Source organism: Pseudomonas sp. TH39(2020) (genome assembly GCF_016650715.1).
Classification (GTDB): Bacteria; Pseudomonadota; Gammaproteobacteria; order Pseudomonadales; family Pseudomonadaceae; genus Aquipseudomonas; species Aquipseudomonas mandelii_C.
Genome location: NZ_JAEKFF010000006.1, coordinates 1,216,223 through 1,231,155, shown reverse-complemented (window position 1 = coordinate 1,231,155; position 14,933 = coordinate 1,216,223). Strand labels below are relative to the sequence as shown.

General features: G+C 57.8%; 14 protein-coding genes. 10 read left to right on the top strand and 4 right to left on the bottom strand.

Annotated features, from left to right (window positions below; genetic code table 11):
- Window positions 1-31 precede the first annotated feature (31 nt).
- On the bottom strand, window positions 32-1,726 hold the full coding sequence (locus JFU47_RS13620) for a lactate permease LctP family transporter (protein WP_201183515.1): 1,695 nt from the start codon (window positions 1,724-1,726) through the stop codon (window positions 32-34).
- A gap of 262 nt (window positions 1,727-1,988) precedes the next feature.
- Here JFU47_RS13620 and JFU47_RS13615 point away from each other — a divergent pair, with 262 nt between their 5' ends.
- Entirely contained in the window at window positions 1,989-2,756 is a 768-nt protein-coding gene (locus JFU47_RS13615) for a GntR family transcriptional regulator (protein WP_201183512.1), read from the top strand.
- 116 nt (window positions 2,757-2,872) lie between these two features.
- Here JFU47_RS13615 and smpB read toward each other — a convergent pair whose 3' ends face one another.
- Window positions 2,873-3,355 carry an SsrA-binding protein SmpB gene (gene smpB / locus JFU47_RS13610; RefSeq protein ID WP_008149046.1) on the bottom strand — a complete coding sequence of 161 codons (483 nt, stop codon included), beginning with the start codon at window positions 3,353-3,355 and terminating at the stop codon, window positions 2,873-2,875.
- Between the two features lie 118 nt (window positions 3,356-3,473).
- Here smpB and JFU47_RS13605 point away from each other — a divergent pair, with 118 nt between their 5' ends.
- The 3 genes from JFU47_RS13605 to JFU47_RS13595 are packed head-to-tail and all read left to right on the top strand — an operon-like array spanning window position 3,474 to window position 5,626.
- Window positions 3,474-4,877, top strand: coding sequence for a sodium-dependent transporter (locus JFU47_RS13605; RefSeq protein WP_123365208.1), 1,404 nt, complete (start codon window positions 3,474-3,476; stop codon window positions 4,875-4,877).
- Between the two features lie 7 nt (window positions 4,878-4,884).
- Window positions 4,885-5,319, top strand: a complete 435-nt coding sequence (locus JFU47_RS13600; RefSeq protein WP_033058141.1) for a type II toxin-antitoxin system RatA family toxin — start codon at window positions 4,885-4,887, stop codon at window positions 5,317-5,319.
- On the top strand, window positions 5,312-5,626 hold the full coding sequence (locus JFU47_RS13595) for an RnfH family protein (protein ID WP_201183510.1): 315 nt from the start codon (window positions 5,312-5,314) through the stop codon (window positions 5,624-5,626). The genes JFU47_RS13600 and JFU47_RS13595 overlap by 8 nt, the downstream gene beginning before the upstream one ends.
- Before the next feature lie 61 nt (window positions 5,627-5,687).
- Here the strand turns inward: JFU47_RS13595 and JFU47_RS13590 are convergent, their stop codons facing one another.
- Window positions 5,688-6,215, bottom strand: a complete 528-nt coding sequence (locus JFU47_RS13590) for an outer membrane protein assembly factor BamE (RefSeq protein WP_201183508.1) — start codon at window positions 6,213-6,215, stop codon at window positions 5,688-5,690.
- A 97-nt stretch (window positions 6,216-6,312) separates the two neighbouring features.
- Between JFU47_RS13590 and fur the strand changes: the two genes are divergently transcribed.
- Window positions 6,313-6,717 (top strand): ferric iron uptake transcriptional regulator, encoded by a 405-nt coding sequence (gene fur, locus JFU47_RS13585; RefSeq protein ID WP_003197684.1) that lies wholly within the window; start codon window positions 6,313-6,315, stop codon window positions 6,715-6,717.
- A 75-nt stretch (window positions 6,718-6,792) separates the two neighbouring features.
- Here fur and recN read toward each other — a convergent pair whose 3' ends face one another.
- The gene (gene recN / locus JFU47_RS13580; protein WP_140681657.1) at window positions 6,793-8,466 is read right to left on the bottom strand and encodes a DNA repair protein RecN; all 1,674 of its coding nucleotides are present in this window, start codon (window positions 8,464-8,466) and stop codon (window positions 6,793-6,795) included.
- Between the two features lie 241 nt (window positions 8,467-8,707).
- Here recN and grpE point away from each other — a divergent pair, with 241 nt between their 5' ends.
- The 5 genes from grpE (at window position 8,708) to carA (ending at window position 14,927) form a co-directional block, all read left to right on the top strand.
- Window positions 8,708-9,274 carry a nucleotide exchange factor GrpE gene (gene grpE / locus JFU47_RS13575; RefSeq protein WP_111450471.1) on the top strand — a complete coding sequence of 189 codons (567 nt, stop codon included), beginning with the start codon at window positions 8,708-8,710 and terminating at the stop codon, window positions 9,272-9,274.
- Between the two features lie 102 nt (window positions 9,275-9,376).
- Window positions 9,377-11,293 (top strand): molecular chaperone DnaK, encoded by a 1,917-nt coding sequence (dnaK, locus tag JFU47_RS13570; RefSeq protein WP_008149038.1) that lies wholly within the window; start codon window positions 9,377-9,379, stop codon window positions 11,291-11,293.
- A 297-nt stretch (window positions 11,294-11,590) separates the two neighbouring features.
- Window positions 11,591-12,715, top strand: coding sequence for a molecular chaperone DnaJ (gene dnaJ, locus JFU47_RS13565; RefSeq protein WP_201183506.1), 1,125 nt, complete (start codon window positions 11,591-11,593; stop codon window positions 12,713-12,715).
- Between the two features lie 9 nt (window positions 12,716-12,724).
- A complete protein-coding gene (gene dapB / locus JFU47_RS13560) occupies window positions 12,725-13,531 on the top strand; it encodes a 4-hydroxy-tetrahydrodipicolinate reductase (protein ID WP_140681655.1) in 807 nt (268 codons plus the stop codon).
- Window positions 13,532-13,790: 259 nt separating this feature from the next.
- Entirely contained in the window at window positions 13,791-14,927 is a 1,137-nt protein-coding gene (carA, locus tag JFU47_RS13555; protein ID WP_201183504.1) for a glutamine-hydrolyzing carbamoyl-phosphate synthase small subunit, read from the top strand.
- Window positions 14,928-14,933 lie beyond the last annotated feature (6 nt).

The following is a 14,933-nucleotide window of genomic DNA, read 5'->3' as shown; positions in this document are numbered from 1 at the left end:
GCGTCGGTTTTATCGGTGTTTTCTGTAGTCCTTAGTGCACCAACATGCCAGTGAGCCAATAGGCCTGGATGTAGGTAATCAGGCCGACGATCGTTGCGAAGAACAGGCTGTGCTTGAGGGTGAAACGGAACAGATCCGATTCCTTGCCTACCAGGCCGGTCGCGGCGCAGGCCACGGCGATCGATTGTGGCGAGATCATCTTGCCGGTCACGCCACCGCTGGTGTTCGCCGCAACCAGCAACACATCGTTGACGCCGATCTGGTGCGCAGTGGTCGCTTGCAGCGAACTGAACAGTGCGTTGGACGAGGTATCGGAACCGGTCAGGAACACACCCAACCAGCCGAGGAACGGCGAGAAGAACGGGAAGGCTGCGCCGGTGCCGGCCAGTACCAGAGCCATGGTCGAAGACATGCCCGAGTAGTTGGTGACGAAGGCAAAGGCGAGCACCATACCGATGGACAGAATCGGCCAGCGCAGCTCGTAGAAGGTCTCTTTCAAAGTGGTAAGACCAGTTTTGACATTGATCTTCAGTACCAGCATCGAGATCAGCGCGGAGAAGAAAATCGCCGTGCCGGTCGCGGAAATCGGGTCGAGTTTGAACACCGCCGGGATAGCGGTCGGAGCGGCCACGATCGGTGCGACCTTGATCACCATTTGGTCCAGGTGCGGGATCGCGAAGTTGAACACCCAGCTGTACATCGACCCGCCAGCGGCAAACATCGCCTTGAAAGGTTTCAAGGTCCAGATGGTCACCAGCACGGTGAGGATCAGGAAGGGTGACCAGGCTTTGAGAATTTCACCGAGGCTGTAGGGCGAAGCCACGGTGCTGCGCGGCAGGCCGAAACCGCCAGCGCTGGCGCTCACCACGGAAGCCGAGACGGCACCGACGATGTGTTGACCTGCGGCGCGTTTCGGTTGCCAGACTTTCAGGAACAGTGTCAGGGAAATCAGGCTGACCAGGGCCGAGGTGATGTCCGGCAGTTCCGGGCCGATGAAGTTCGATGTGAAATATTGGGTGATGGCAAAGCTCAAGCCGGCCACCAGTGCTGCCGGCCAGGTTTCGCGAACGCCGCGCAGGCCATCCATCATGAACACCAGCCAGAACGGCACGAACAGCGACAGCAGCGGCAGTTGGCGGCCCGTCATGGCGCCGATCTTGAACGCGTCGATACCGGTAACTTGCCCGGCGACAATGATCGGAATCCCCAAGGCACCGAAAGCGACCGGTGCGGTGTTGGCGATCAGACACAGGCCCGCAGCGTACAACGGGTTGAAGCCCAGTCCTACCAACAGTGCGGCGGTAATCGCGACCGGCGCACCGAAACCGGCGGCACCTTCCAGGAAGGCGCCGAAGCAGAAGCCGATCAGCAGCACTTGCAGGCGCTGGTCGTCGGTGATCGACAGCACCGAGCTGCGGATCACTTCGAACTGACCGCTCTTGACCGTCAGTTTGTAGAGGAATACCGCCGCCACGATGATCCAGGCAATCGGCCACAGACCGTAGGCGAAACCATAGCCGGCGGCGGCGAAGGCCATGTCGACGGGCATCTGGAAGGCGAAGATCGCCACGGCGATGGACAAGGCCAGTGTGATGCTGCCGGCCACGTGTCCTTTGAGTCGGAACACGGCCAATGCCAGGAAGAAAAACACGATGGGGATAACGGCCGCGAGCGCGGACACGCCGAGACTGCCGAGCGGAGTATAGAGCTGTTGCCAGGTTTGCATATGGGGTGGCCCCTAATTGTTGTTGGTCAGGCACTGGTCAGCGTTCTTGGATAATTGGTAATACCAATTTACAATCGCTGTTGGCTAGGGTAAAAGCCTTGTAGGCGGCGTGTCAATTTGCCGCTCTAAAACTTTTGTCGAATACGCGGTGCAGAAGTCATCTGGTCCGTTCGACCAAATGCCGTCTGGCAGGTGCTGACACAGCCCTGATAGGCCAGAATAGAGACCCCGGCGAGACGTCGGGATCGTGGAGAATTGAGTTATGGGGTTTGATCAAATTCGTCAGCGCCGTTTGTCTGACGATATTGTCGAGCGGCTCGAGGGGATGATTCTCGAGGGCACGCTGAAGGCGGGTGAGCGCTTGCCGGCCGAACGTGCGTTGGCCGAGCAGTTCGGCGTGTCACGCCCTTCGTTGCGCGAAGCGATTCAGAAACTGGCGGCCAAGGGCTTGCTGGTCAGTCGCCAGGGTGGCGGCAATTATGTGGTGGAGTCGCTGGGGTCAACCTTCAGCGATCCGCTGCTGCATTTGCTGGAAAGCAACCCTGAAGCGCAGCGCGATCTGCTGGAATTTCGTCACACCCTGGAAGCCTCCTGCGCCTATTACGCAGCCATGCGTGCTACGGACGTTGATCGCGAGCGATTGACCGCGGCCTTCAACGAATTGCAGGACTGCTATACGCGTCACGACGAGGTAAGTCGGGCGGAAGAGGGGGCAGCGGATGCGAAATTCCACCTGGCAATTGCTGAGGCCAGTCACAACGCGGTGTTGCTGCACACCATTCGCGGCTTGTTCGATCTGCTCAAACGCAACGTGGTGACCAATATCGGCGGGATGTACAAGCAGCGTACAGAAACTCGCGACATGCTTATCACGCAACACCGGGAGTTGTACCTGGCGATTATTGAAGGAAGGGCCGAGCAGGCGCGGGAAGTCTCCAGCCGACACATTTTGTACGTGCAGGAAGTGCTGGAAGAAGTGCGTCAAGAAGTACAGCGCATGGCTCGGGCGGAGCGGCGCAAGGGGATGTGATTGTTTGAAACAAAAGATCGCAGCCTGCAGCAGCTCCTACATGGATACGCGATCTATGTAGGAGCTGCCGCAGGCTGCGATCTTTTCGCTAGCGCCACAACGCTCAGGCTGAAAGATTAATCTTCCTTGCCCTTGTTGCGCACCGCACGCTGCAACTCGCGACCGGCGTCGCGTTCGCGTTCGGTATCACGCTTGTCGTATTCCTTCTTACCCTTGCCCAGGGCGATCTCGCACTTGACCATGTGCTTGCTCCAGTACCAGGACAGGCACACGCAGGCATAACCTTTTTGCTGCACGGCCGTGGCCAGCTTTTCCAGCTCGCGCCGGTTGAGCAGCAATTTTCGGGTGCGGGTCGGATCAGCTATGACGTGGGTGCTGGCGGTCATCAGCGGCGTAATGTGGCTGCCGAGCAGCCAGGCTTCGCCATCCTTGAGCAGTACGTAACTGTCAACCAGTTGTAGCTTGCTTGCCCGCAGACTTTTTACTTCCCAGCCGGCCAGGACCAGACCAGCCTCGAACTTATGCTCGATGAAGTAATCGTGTCGCGCCTTTTTGTTTTGCGCGATGGTCCCTGTTGGGTGTTTCTTCTGTTTAGCCATAGGGGCGGCATTATAGGGAGTTGCACGCGAGTCGGCTACGGTATCGCTACGTGCTTGAGCAGGTTGATTGAATCCCGGACAATGCGGCCTCTTTTTTGAACGCTTGGGCGTGATAACGATGTCGACAGACAAGGTTTCTGTCCACGGCAGTTGGGCTAGCCGCTGGGTCTTCATACTCGCCGCGACGGGCTCGGCCGTGGGCCTGGGTAGTATCTGGAAATTCCCGTACATGGTCGGCGTCTACGGCGGCGGCGCCTTCGTGCTGATGTTCCTGGCCTGTATCGCGCTGATCGGTGTGCCGGTCATGCTGGCCGAAACCCTGATCGGCCGTCGTGCACGTCAAAGCCCGGCCAACGCCTTAAAGGTATTGGCGCTGGAAGCCGGGCACTCGGGTAAATGGTCCTGGGGCGCATTCGCCGGGATGATCACGGCATTGCTGATCCTGTCTTTCTATAGTGTGGTGGGCGGCTGGTCTCTGGATTACATCATCGACATGGGCCGTGGCGACTTCCAGGGTGCAACGCCCGACCAGGTCGGCGCGTACTTTGGCAATGTCATTGCTGATCCGTGGCGCCTGACACTTTGGCACACGATTTTCATGCTGCTATCGGCCGTGGTGATCGCCAAAGGCGTGGTTGCAGGTTTGGAGCGCAGCTTGCGGATCATGATGCCGCTGCTGTTTGTGATGGTGATTGTTCTGCTGGGTTACAGCATGACTACCGGGCATTTCATGGAAGGCGTGCATTTCATGTTCGACTTCCACCCGGAAAAAGTACTCGACGGCTTGCTGCCCGCCATGGGGCACGCGTTTTTTTCTCTGAGCGTGGGCGTCGGTTCGATCATGATTTACGGCGCTTATATGCCAAAGAACTCATCGATTTCCGGCACCATCGTCGGCGTGGCACTGCTCGATACCTTCGTTTCCCTGGTGGCCGGCCTGGCGTTGTTTCCGATTGTGTTCGCTGGCGGTCTGAACCCAAGCGAAGGTCCTGGCCTGATGTTCGTCAGTCTGCCCTTTGCCTTCGGTAACGTAGCGTTCGGCCAGTTGATGGGCGTAGTGTTCTTCGTGCTCGTAGCGATTGCTGCCTGGAGTTCGGCGATTTCCCTGCTTGAGCCGATGGTGGCTTACCTGGTTGAACGCACGAAAGTCAGCCGCGCGTGGGTCACCTTCTGGCTGGCATTTATCTGCTGGTTTGTCGGTCTGGGCACGGTGTTTTCCTTCAATATCTGGAAAGAAGCCAAATTTTTCGTGAACGAAGGCGGGGTGTTCCACCTCTATCAATGGGGTGCGGCCGGTGGCCTGGACTTCTTTGGTGTGATTGATTTCTTCACCTCGCGGATCATGTTGCCACTCGGTGGTTTGTGTTTCGTGGTGTTTGCAGGCTGGGTGATGGGGCGTGAAGCGGTACGAGACGAGTTGTCGATCCGCAGCCCGGTGTTGTTCACCCTGTCCTTGTTCTTGATGCGCTATGTGGCGCCCATCGGCATTCTCGTAGTGTTTGCCGCCCAGCTGTGGAAGTGACGCTGACATGACGACACACATTCAACGTTCGGCCCTGCTGCCGTACCCGGCACAAGCGCTGTATGACCTGGTCAACGACGTGGCCCGTTATCCGGAATTCCTGCCGTGGTGCTCCTCGGCCGAAGTCCTGGAGAGTTCTCCTGAGCATATGCGCGCTAGCGTCGGCGTGGCCAAGGGCGGGCTCAGCCAGCATTTTGTAACGCGCAACACGCTGGTGCCTGGGCATTCGATCGAGATGAACCTCGAGGAAGGCCCGTTCAATCAATTGCATGGCGTCTGGGTGTTCAAGCCGTTGGGCGAGAAAGCCTGCAAGATCAGCCTGGACCTGTCGTTCGATTACGCCGGGCCGATTGTCCGCGCGACCCTGGGGCCGTTGTTCAATCAGGCGGCCAATACGCTGGTGGATGCCTTCTGCCAACGCGCCAAGCAGATGCATGGTTGAGGCCGTGATCGACGTTGAGGTGGTGTATGCCGCCATTGATCGTCAGGTGCTTCTCTCGGTGACGGTTCCGGCAGGAACAACCGTGCGGGCGGCTTTGCTGAAGTCAGGCATCGGCGAGGCGTTTTCGGAGCTGGATCTGGCCAGTTGTCCGGTGGGGATCTTCGGTAAAGTGATCGCTGATCCGGACAGGCATCTTGCCCAGGCTGGAGATCGCATCGAGATATACCGGCCATTGCTGGCTGATCCGAAAGAAGTTCGTCGGTTGCGCGCAGCCAAGGCTGCTGAGGCCAAAACCCGGAATCAGTGATTCGCTCAAATGCTGGACAATAAAAAACCCGGACATGCCGGGTTTTTTATTGCGTCGCAAACTATTGCGGCGAGGTTTCCAGAGGTTCTGGAGTCGGGACTGGAGCGGTTTCTACACCGTCGACATCCTTCTGGATCTGGTCCAGCAACGAACCTGGCTTGACCGGTTTTTCTGGTTTCGGCTTCTCGGCGTTTTCTGCTGGCGCAGCAACTGTAGCGCCGCTGTCCTTGCCGAGAATGGCTTCGTCGCGGCTCACGCCTGGCATGAAATCACCAGAGAGGCTGACAAGCTGGTCATTTGGGTTGAAGATAACGCTAATCCGTTCCTGTTGGCGTTCACCACCACCCGGTTGCAGGCTGTACAGATAATCCCAGCGATCGGCATGGAACGTGTCGGTCAACAGAGGGTTGCCCATGATAAACCGTACTTGCTTGCGGGTCATTCCCGGGCGTAACTGGTTTATCATGTCCTGCGTGACGACATTGCCCTGCTGGATGTCGATTTTGTAAACCCCGGGGAATGAACAACCGGCGAGTGCGAGCAGTCCCACAAAGGTGAAACTGGTTAGCAAGAGCTTGGTGTTTTGCATCGGTGGGCGACTTCCACTATCTTGGCTGGGACAACGTAAACGCCGATCATACCCGCATTAAGAGAAGCTGCGAAGCAGCATCGCGAGAAAGCTGACCATGGTTGAAAATAGCGAACTACGCAAAGCCGGCCTCAAAGTGACCCTTCCACGGGTCAAAATTCTGCAAATGCTCGATTCCGCCGAGCAACGCCACATGAGTGCCGAGGACGTCTACAAGGCGCTGATGGAGGCTGGTGAGGACGTCGGTCTGGCCACGGTTTACCGTGTCCTGACCCAGTTCGAGGCAGCAGGCCTTGTGGTGCGGCACAACTTCGACGGGGGCCATGCGGTCTTCGAACTGGACGACGGCAAGCATCACGACCATATGGTCAACGTCGAGACCAGTGAAGTGATCGAATTCTTCGACGAAGAAATCGAGCGACTGCAGAAGGCAATCGTCGACAAGTATGGCTTCGAGATGGTTGATCACAACCTTGTACTGTACGTACGCAAGAAAAAGTAAGCATGTCGCGCGAACTTAAGGTTCGCGAAACGAGCGAAGGCGACCCCAGGGTCGCCTTCGTGCTTTCTGCTGGTCTTAAATTTTCGCGGTGACGACCATTTTCCTGGCATGAGCCAGAGATTCCTTTGTAAGGTCGATGCCTCCCAGCATCCGCGCCACTTCTTCAACACGATCGTTCTTGCTCAGCTTGGAGACGGCTGTGTGAGTGGCATCTTCGCCGCGCACTTTGTGTACGAATAGATGTTGATGTCCCTGCGCTGCTACTTGGGGCAAGTGAGTTACCGTCAATACCTGCCCGCGCTCCCCAAGTCGACGCAGCAATTGGCCCACGATTTCGGCGGTCGGGCCGCCGATGCCCACGTCCACTTCGTCGAACACCAGGGTCGGTACGCGGGAGGTCTGCGCGGTGATCACTTGAATCGCCAGGCTGATCCGTGACAATTCGCCGCCGGATGCCACTTTTGCCAGCGCTTTCAACGGTTGGCCCGGGTTAGCACTCACCAGCAGCTCTACCTGCTCAAGGCCATTGGGTAGCAGTTCATCGCTACTGTTGGGGCGCAGTTCGATAGTGAAGCGCCCGCCGGGCATGCCCAGTCGCTGGATTTCCTGCTCTACGGCGCAAGCCAGGCTGCTCGACGCCTGATGACGCAAATCGCTCAGCTCACGAGCCTTCTCCTGATAATGACGGGCATAGGAGGCCAGTTCATCGCTCAGTCGCTCGATGGATTCGTCGTTGGCATTCAGGGTTTCAATTTCATCCAGCAAACGCTGCTGCATCTCGGCCACTTCAGTCGGCTGGATGCGGTGTTTGCGCGCCATGGTATAGATCGCATCAAGGCGTTCCTCCAGGTACTGAAGGCGCGCTGGATCGGCATCGAAGTTATCAAGGAAGCGGTTCAGTTCTCCCACGGCTTCTTCAACCTGGATCTGTGCACTGGTCAGCAGGCTGCTGGCTTCACCCAGGGCCCCAATCGAATTGTTGACGCTCGAAAGGCGATTGAGGCTGGCGGTGAGGGCGTTCAGCACATTCCCGGAATCACTTTCGCTGCATTGTTCGACCACTTGCCGGCAAATGCCCAGCAGGGTTTCGGCGTTGGTGAGGTTCTTGTGTTCCTGTTCCAGCTGCTCTAGCTCACTTTCGCCGAGGCCGAGGTTTTCCAGCTCTTCGAGTTGATAGCTGAGCAATTGATGGCGAGCGCGCTGCTCATCGCCGGAATTGGAAAGGCGTTCCAGCTCCTGGCGGGTCTGGCGCCAGCGTTGGGCGGCCAGGTGTACCTGGCGGGCAAGGTCCGTTGCTCCCGCGTACTCGTCGAGCAGGCGGCGATGCGTGTCGGTCTTGAGCAGGGATTGATGTTCATGCTGGCTGTGGATATCGATCAGCAGTTCGCCCAGGGCTTTGAGGTCGCCGAGGGGGCAGGGCGTGCCGTTGATGTAGCCACGCGAGCGCCCTTCGGCGGTGATCACCCGGCGCAGAATGCACGGGCCGTCGCTCTCCAGGTCACGCTCGGCCAGCCAGGCACTGGCTTCTGGAATGTCGACCAGATCGAAGGTTGCCAGGATATCGGCCTTGTCGGCGCCGGGGCGAACCACGCCGCTGTCGGCGCGATCGCCCAGGGTCAGGCCGAGGGCGTCGAGCATGATCGACTTGCCGGCGCCGGTTTCCCCAGTGATCACGCTCATCCCGCGATCGAGTTCGAGATCGAGATGTTCAACGATGGCGTAGTTATGTACGGACAGGTGCACCAGCATAAAGGCCGCTCCCAGGCTTTAGGTCTGGTTATTTATACAGTGTTTTGTTTCTGGCTGACAATGCCCTCCCTTAGCTCGATTTGCTTGATCCGACGAAATCCTTAGTGCGCCTGGGAATGCCAATGCAGGTGTTTTTTGTAGGGTTAATAAATCAGCGCCCCTTGAAGCTGAATTTTGCGGCCCCATATAGCTGGGCAGAAGCGCGAGTTGAGCTCGCGGACGATATTGAAAGGAGAAATCTATGGCTGACGAACAGACAGTGGATACGCAAAATCTAGACGCCGATCAGGCTGCCCAGGTCTCGGGTGATGAGCTGGCGGCTCGTGTTCAAGTGCTCGAAGAGCAATTGGCTGGCGCTCATGATCAGGCTTTGCGTGTAGCGGCTGATCTGCAGAACGTCCGCCGTCGCGCCGAGCAGGATGTAGAAAAGGCTCACAAGTTCGCACTGGAGAAATTCGCCGGTGACTTGTTGCCGATCATCGACAGCCTGGAGCGCGGTCTGGAGTTGTCCAGCCCGGACGACGAAAGCATTCGTCCAATGCGCGAAGGCATCGAGCTGACCCTGAAAATGTTCCAGGACACCCTGAAGCGTTATCACCTGGAAGCGATCGATCCGCATGGCGAACCATTCAACGCCGTTCAGCATCAGGCAATGGCCATGCAGGAAAGCGCCGACGTCGAGCCGAACAGCGTGCTCAAGGTGTTCCAGAAGGGCTATCAGCTCAACGGTCGCCTGCTGCGCCCGGCCATGGTCGTGGTCAGCAAGGCGCCGGCACCGGTTTCGCCTTCGATTGACGAGCAGGCTTGAAATTAGCCGCAAGGCCCCCATTTAGAAGTCAAGCGTTTAAGTGCTACCGCAGTTAGCCACCACTGCTGCGGCAACCAAATCCAAAGTTTCGGGAGAGTGAACATGGGCAAAATTATCGGTATCGACCTGGGGACTACTAACTCCTGCGTCTCCGTGCTTGAAAACGGCGTAGCCAAAGTTATTGAAAACGCTGAAGGCACGCGTACCACGCCGTCGATCATCGCTTACGCCAACGATGGTGAAATCCTCGTTGGTCAATCGGCCAAGCGTCAGGCTGTGACCAATCCGCACAACACCCTGTATGCGGTGAAGCGTCTGATCGGTCGTAAGTTCGACGAAGAAGTCGTACAGAAAGACATCAAGATGGTCCCGTACAAAATCGCCAAGGCTGATAACGGCGATGCGTGGGTTGAAGTGAACGGCCAGAAAATGTCGCCGCCACAAATCTCGGCTGAAATTCTGAAGAAAATGAAGAAGACCGCCGAAGACTACCTCGGCGAGCCAGTGACCGAAGCGGTGATCACCGTTCCGGCCTACTTCAACGACAGCCAGCGTCAAGCTACCAAAGACGCCGGCCGTATTGCGGGCCTGGACGTAAAACGTATCATCAACGAACCAACCGCAGCCGCTCTGGCATACGGTATGGACAAGGCGAAGGGCGATCACACCGTGATCGTTTACGACTTGGGCGGCGGTACTTTCGACGTTTCCGTGATCGAAATCGCTGAAGTCGATGGCGAGCACCAGTTCGAAGTATTGGCCACCAACGGTGACACGTTCCTGGGCGGTGAAGACTTTGACATTCGTCTGATCGACTACCTCGTTGACGAATTCAAGAAAGAAAGCGGCATGAACCTTAAAGGTGACCCGCTGGCCATGCAGCGCCTGAAAGAAGCCGCCGAAAAAGCCAAGATCGAACTGTCTTCGAGCAATTCGACCGACGTGAACCTGCCGTACATCACTGCAGACGCCACCGGTCCTAAGCACTTGAACGTGAAAATCTCCCGCGCCAAGCTCGAAGCGCTGGTAGAAGACCTGGTTCAACGCACCATCGAACCTTGCCGCATCGCTCTGAAAGACTCCGGCATCGACATTGGCGCCATCAACGACGTGATCCTGGTCGGCGGTCAGACCCGTATGCCACTGGTTCAGAAGCTGGTGACCGAGTTCTTCGGTAAAGAAGCGCGTAAAGATGTGAACCCGGACGAAGCGGTTGCCATGGGTGCTGCTATCCAGGGCGCAGTATTGGCCGGTGATGTGAAAGACGTTCTGCTGCTGGACGTTAGCCCGCTGACTCTGGGTATCGAAACCATGGGCGGCGTGATGACCGCGCTGATCGAGAAAAACACCACGATTCCTACCAAGAAATCGCAAGTGTTCTCGACTGCCGACGACAACCAGGGCGCTGTGACCATTCACGTGCTGCAAGGTGAGCGTAAGCAAGCCGCTCAGAACAAGTCTTTGGGCAAGTTCGACCTGGCCGAGATTCCACCAGCACCACGTGGCGTGCCACAAATTGAAGTGACCTTCGACATCGACGCCAACGGCATTCTGCACGTAGGCGCCAAAGACAAGGCTACCGGCAAGACTCAGTCGATCGTGATCAAGGCCAACTCCGGTCTGTCCGAGGAAGAGATTCAGCAGATGATTCGCGATGCTGAAGCCAACGTCGACGCAGATCGCCAGTTCGAAGAGCTGGCAACCGCTCGCAACCAGGGCGATGCGCTGGTTCACTCGACTCGCAAAATGGTCGCAGACGCTGGCGATAAAGTGACTGCTGAAGAGAAGACTGCAATCGAAGCTGCTGTTGTTGCGCTGGAAGCCGCTGTCAAAGGCGACGACAAGGCCGCGATCGAAGCCAAGGTTGAAGAGCTGTCGAAAGTCTCCGCTCCAGTGGCGCAGAAGATGTACGCCGAGCAGGCTCAACCTGCTGAAGGTGCTGCACCGCAAGGCGAATCGGCTGAGAAGGCTGACGACGTCGTCGACGCTGAGTTCGAAGAAGTCAAAGACCACAAGTAAGTTGTTGGTCGGCCGGTTGACTGCCTTTAGGCAGTGACTGGTAGGATGTCGCCGCGCGGGGGCTTGCTCCCGCGTTGGCGTGTCTGGAGTTAGCGAATTTTTACAGCATGCGACAAGGCTCGTGTGTTGGCGGTATGGCCGGGAATGCTCCTGCTTTTCGAGCTGAAAGTACCGCATCGAATCAAAGACCAGGATCGTTGAATTGACGTGAGTTGGGTCCGGGCCTGTATTGGGGCTCAACGAGTTTGGCAAGGCTCAGGAGAGGTTTGCCGGACGTCCTTAAGAGTGCAAAGACTTATGGCAAAGCGTGACTATTACGAAATATTGGGTGTTGAGCGTGGCTCTAGCGAAGCAGACCTGAAAAAGGCCTACCGTCGCCTGGCGATGAAGCACCACCCGGACCGTAATCCCGATGACAAAGCGTCGGAAGATATGTTCAAGGAGGCCAACGAGGCCTACGAAGTCCTGTCCGATTCCAGCAAGCGTGCGGCCTACGACCAGTATGGTCATGCCGGTGTCGATCCGAGCATGGGCGGCGGTGGTGCCGGGTTTGGCGGTCAGAACTTCTCCGACATCTTTGGTGATGTCTTCAGTGACTTCTTCGGTGGCGGTCGCGGCGGTTCTCGTGGCGGCGCTCAGCGCGGCAGCGACCTGCGTTACACCCTGGAACTGAATCTGGAAGAAGCGGTGCGCGGCACGACCGTGAATATCCGTGTTCCGACATTGGTCAACTGCAAGCCGTGCGACGGTTCGGGTGCCAAGAAAGGCTCCTCGCCGATCACTTGCCCGACGTGTGGCGGTATCGGTCAAGTCCGTATGCAGCAGGGCTTTTTCTCGGTGCAGCAGACATGCCCGCGCTGCCATGGCCAGGGCAAGATCATTTCCGATCCGTGCGACTCGTGCGACGGTCAAGGTCGTGTCGAAGAGTACAAAACCCTTTCGGTGAAAGTGCCGGCCGGCGTCGATACCGGTGATCGAATTCGTCTGTCCGGCGAAGGCGAGGCGGGGGCTCAGGGTGGTCCGACTGGCGACCTGTACGTGGTGATCAACGTGCGTGAGCACGCGATCTTCCAGCGCGACGGCAAGCACCTGTTCTGCGAAGTTCCAATCAGCTTTGTCGATGCTGCGCTGGGTGGTGAGTTGGAGATTCCGACCCTCGATGGTCGAGTCAAACTGAAAATCCCTGAAGGGACTCAGACCGGCAAGCAGTTCCGTGTTCGCGGCAAGGGCGTTGCGCCAGTGCGCGGTGGCGGTGCTGGTGACTTGATGTGCCGAGTGGCGGTCGAAACCCCGGTCAATCTGGGGCGTCGTCAGCGCGAACTGCTGGAAGAGTTCCGTAGCTCGCTGGCAGATGACAACAGCCATTCGCCTAAAACCACGGGTTGGTTCGAAGGCGTGAAGCGCTTCTTCGGCGATTTGTAAGGAGTCGGCATGCGACGTATAGCTGTGATGGGCGCTGCCGGGCGCATGGGCAAGATTCTGGTCGAGGCGGTTCAGCAACGCGCACCGCTGACCGGGCTGACGGCAGCCATCGTGCGCCCCGGCAGTACGCTGATTGGCGTGGATGCTGGTGAGCTGGCCTCGCTGGGGCGGATCGGCGTTCCACTGTCCGGCAATCTGGATGCAGTGGCTGATGAGTTTGACGTGCTGATCGACTTCACGCTCCCGGAAGTCATGCTGAAAAACCTGGCGTTCTGCCGTAAGGCGGGCAAGGCCATGGTGATCGGCACGACAGGGCTGGACGCCGCGCAGAAGCAACTGCTGGCCGAGGCCGGCAAGGAAATTCCGATCGTGTTCGCAGCCAATTTCAGTGTCGGTGTAAACCTGTCGCTGAAGCTGCTCGACATGGCTGCTCGTGTGCTGGGTGATGACGCGGATATCGAGATCATCGAGGCTCATCATCGGCACAAAATCGATGCGCCTTCAGGTACGGCTCTGCGCATGGGTGAAGTCATCGCAAATGCCCTGGATCGTGATCTGCAGAAGGTTGCGGTGTATGGCCGTGAAGGCCATACCGGTGCTCGCGAGCGTGAAACGATCGGCTTTGCCACTGTTCGCGGTGGTGATGTGGTCGGCGACCATACGGTGCTGTTCGCCTGTGAGGGTGAGCGACTGGAGATCACGCATAAAGCGTCCAGTCGCATGACCTTCGCCAAGGGCGCGGTACGTGCTGCGTTGTGGCTGGACGGTCGTGAACCGGGTCTTTACGACATGCAAGACGTACTCGATCTGCGTTAAGATGCGCCCGAAACCGGGTTCCAACACAGTGTTTGGGCCCGGTTTTATTACGCCAAGCGACGTCCTGTCGCATTCTCCGGCCTTTAAGGCTCATTGGCGGTAGACCAAAAATGCCTTTTTCTGTAAGCTACAGCTTTAGTGTGTCCACTAAAAGCGCGCAGAATTATTCGGTGAAGAAGCGGGGTGACGTGTCCATACGTCACTCCGCTTTTTTACAACCTGCGATCGCCCTTTCAGGCTTTATTTACGGGAGGTCTTCTTGACTAAGCCAGCCATACTCGCCCTTGCTGATGGCAGCATTTTTCGCGGCGAAGCCATTGGAGCCGACGGTCAAACCGTTGGTGAGGTGGTGTTCAACACCGCAATGACCGGCTATCAGGAAATCCTTACCGATCCTTCCTACGCCCAACAGATTGTTACCCTGACTTACCCGCACATCGGCAACACCGGCACCACGCCGGAGGACGCCGAGTCCAACCAAGTCTGGTCCGCTGGCCTGGTCATTCGTGACCTGCCGTTGGTTGCGAGCAACTGGCGTAACACGATGTCTCTGTCCGACTACCTGAAAGCCAACAACGTTGTGGCAATCGCCGGTATCGACACTCGCCGCCTGACACGCATTCTGCGTGAAAAGGGCGCGCAGAACGGCTGCATCATGGCCGGTGACAACATTTCCGAAGAAGCCGCCATCGCCGCCGCTCAGGGGTTCCCTGGCCTCAAAGGCATGGACCTGGCGAAAGTCGTCAGCACCAAAGAGAAATACGAGTGGCGCTCGACTGTCTGGGATTTGAAAACCGACAGCCACGCGACTATCGAAGCCTCCGAGCTGCCGTACCACGTAGTTGCCTACGACTACGGCGTCAAACTGAATATCCTGCGTATGCTGGTCGAGCGCGGTTGCCGCGTGACGGTAGTGCCCGCGCAGACACCAGCGGCTGAAGCGCTGGCATTGAAGCCGGACGGCGTGTTCCTGTCCAACGGCCCTGGTGACCCGGAGCCTTGCGACTACGCGATCCAGGCGATCAAAGATGTGCTGGAAACCGAAATTCCGGTCTTCGGTATCTGCCTTGGTCACCAACTGCTGGCCCTGGCCTCCGGTGCCAAAACCCTGAAGATGGGTCACGGTCACCACGGTGCCAACCACCCGGTCCAGGATCTGGACACCGGTGTGGTGATGATCACCAGTCAGAACCACGGTTTTGCGGTAGACGAAGCGACCCTGCCAGCCAACGTCCGCGCGATCCACAAATCGCTGTTCGACGGCACCCTGCAAGGTATCGAGCGTACCGACAAGAGCGCCTTCAGCTTCCAGGGTCACCCTGAAGCCAGCCCTGGCCCGAACGACGTAGCACCACTGTTTGATCGCTTCATCAACGAAATGGCCAAGCGACGCTAATCGCTC

Bases quoted from the DNA above. Each gene is read 5' to 3' on its own strand.
- JFU47_RS13620 (WP_201183515.1), bottom strand. From the start codon at position 1,726: ATGCAAACCTGGCAACAGCTCTATACTCCGCTCGGCAGTCTCGGCGTG.
- JFU47_RS13615 (WP_201183512.1), top strand. From the start codon at position 1,989: ATGGGGTTTGATCAAATTCGTCAGCGCCGTTTGTCTGACGATATTGTC.
- smpB (WP_008149046.1), bottom strand. From the start codon at position 3,355: ATGGCTAAACAGAAGAAACACCCAACAGGGACCATCGCGCAAAACAAA.
- JFU47_RS13605 (WP_123365208.1), top strand. From the start codon at position 3,474: ATGTCGACAGACAAGGTTTCTGTCCACGGCAGTTGGGCTAGCCGCTGG.
- JFU47_RS13600 (WP_033058141.1), top strand. From the start codon at position 4,885: ATGACGACACACATTCAACGTTCGGCCCTGCTGCCGTACCCGGCACAA.
- JFU47_RS13595 (WP_201183510.1), top strand. From the start codon at position 5,312: ATGGTTGAGGCCGTGATCGACGTTGAGGTGGTGTATGCCGCCATTGAT.
- JFU47_RS13590 (WP_201183508.1), bottom strand. From the start codon at position 6,215: ATGCAAAACACCAAGCTCTTGCTAACCAGTTTCACCTTTGTGGGACTG.
- fur (WP_003197684.1), top strand. From the start codon at position 6,313: ATGGTTGAAAATAGCGAACTACGCAAAGCCGGCCTCAAAGTGACCCTT.
- recN (WP_140681657.1), bottom strand. From the start codon at position 8,466: ATGCTGGTGCACCTGTCCGTACATAACTACGCCATCGTTGAACATCTC.
- grpE (WP_111450471.1), top strand. From the start codon at position 8,708: ATGGCTGACGAACAGACAGTGGATACGCAAAATCTAGACGCCGATCAG.
- dnaK (WP_008149038.1), top strand. From the start codon at position 9,377: ATGGGCAAAATTATCGGTATCGACCTGGGGACTACTAACTCCTGCGTC.
- dnaJ (WP_201183506.1), top strand. From the start codon at position 11,591: ATGGCAAAGCGTGACTATTACGAAATATTGGGTGTTGAGCGTGGCTCT.
- dapB (WP_140681655.1), top strand. From the start codon at position 12,725: ATGCGACGTATAGCTGTGATGGGCGCTGCCGGGCGCATGGGCAAGATT.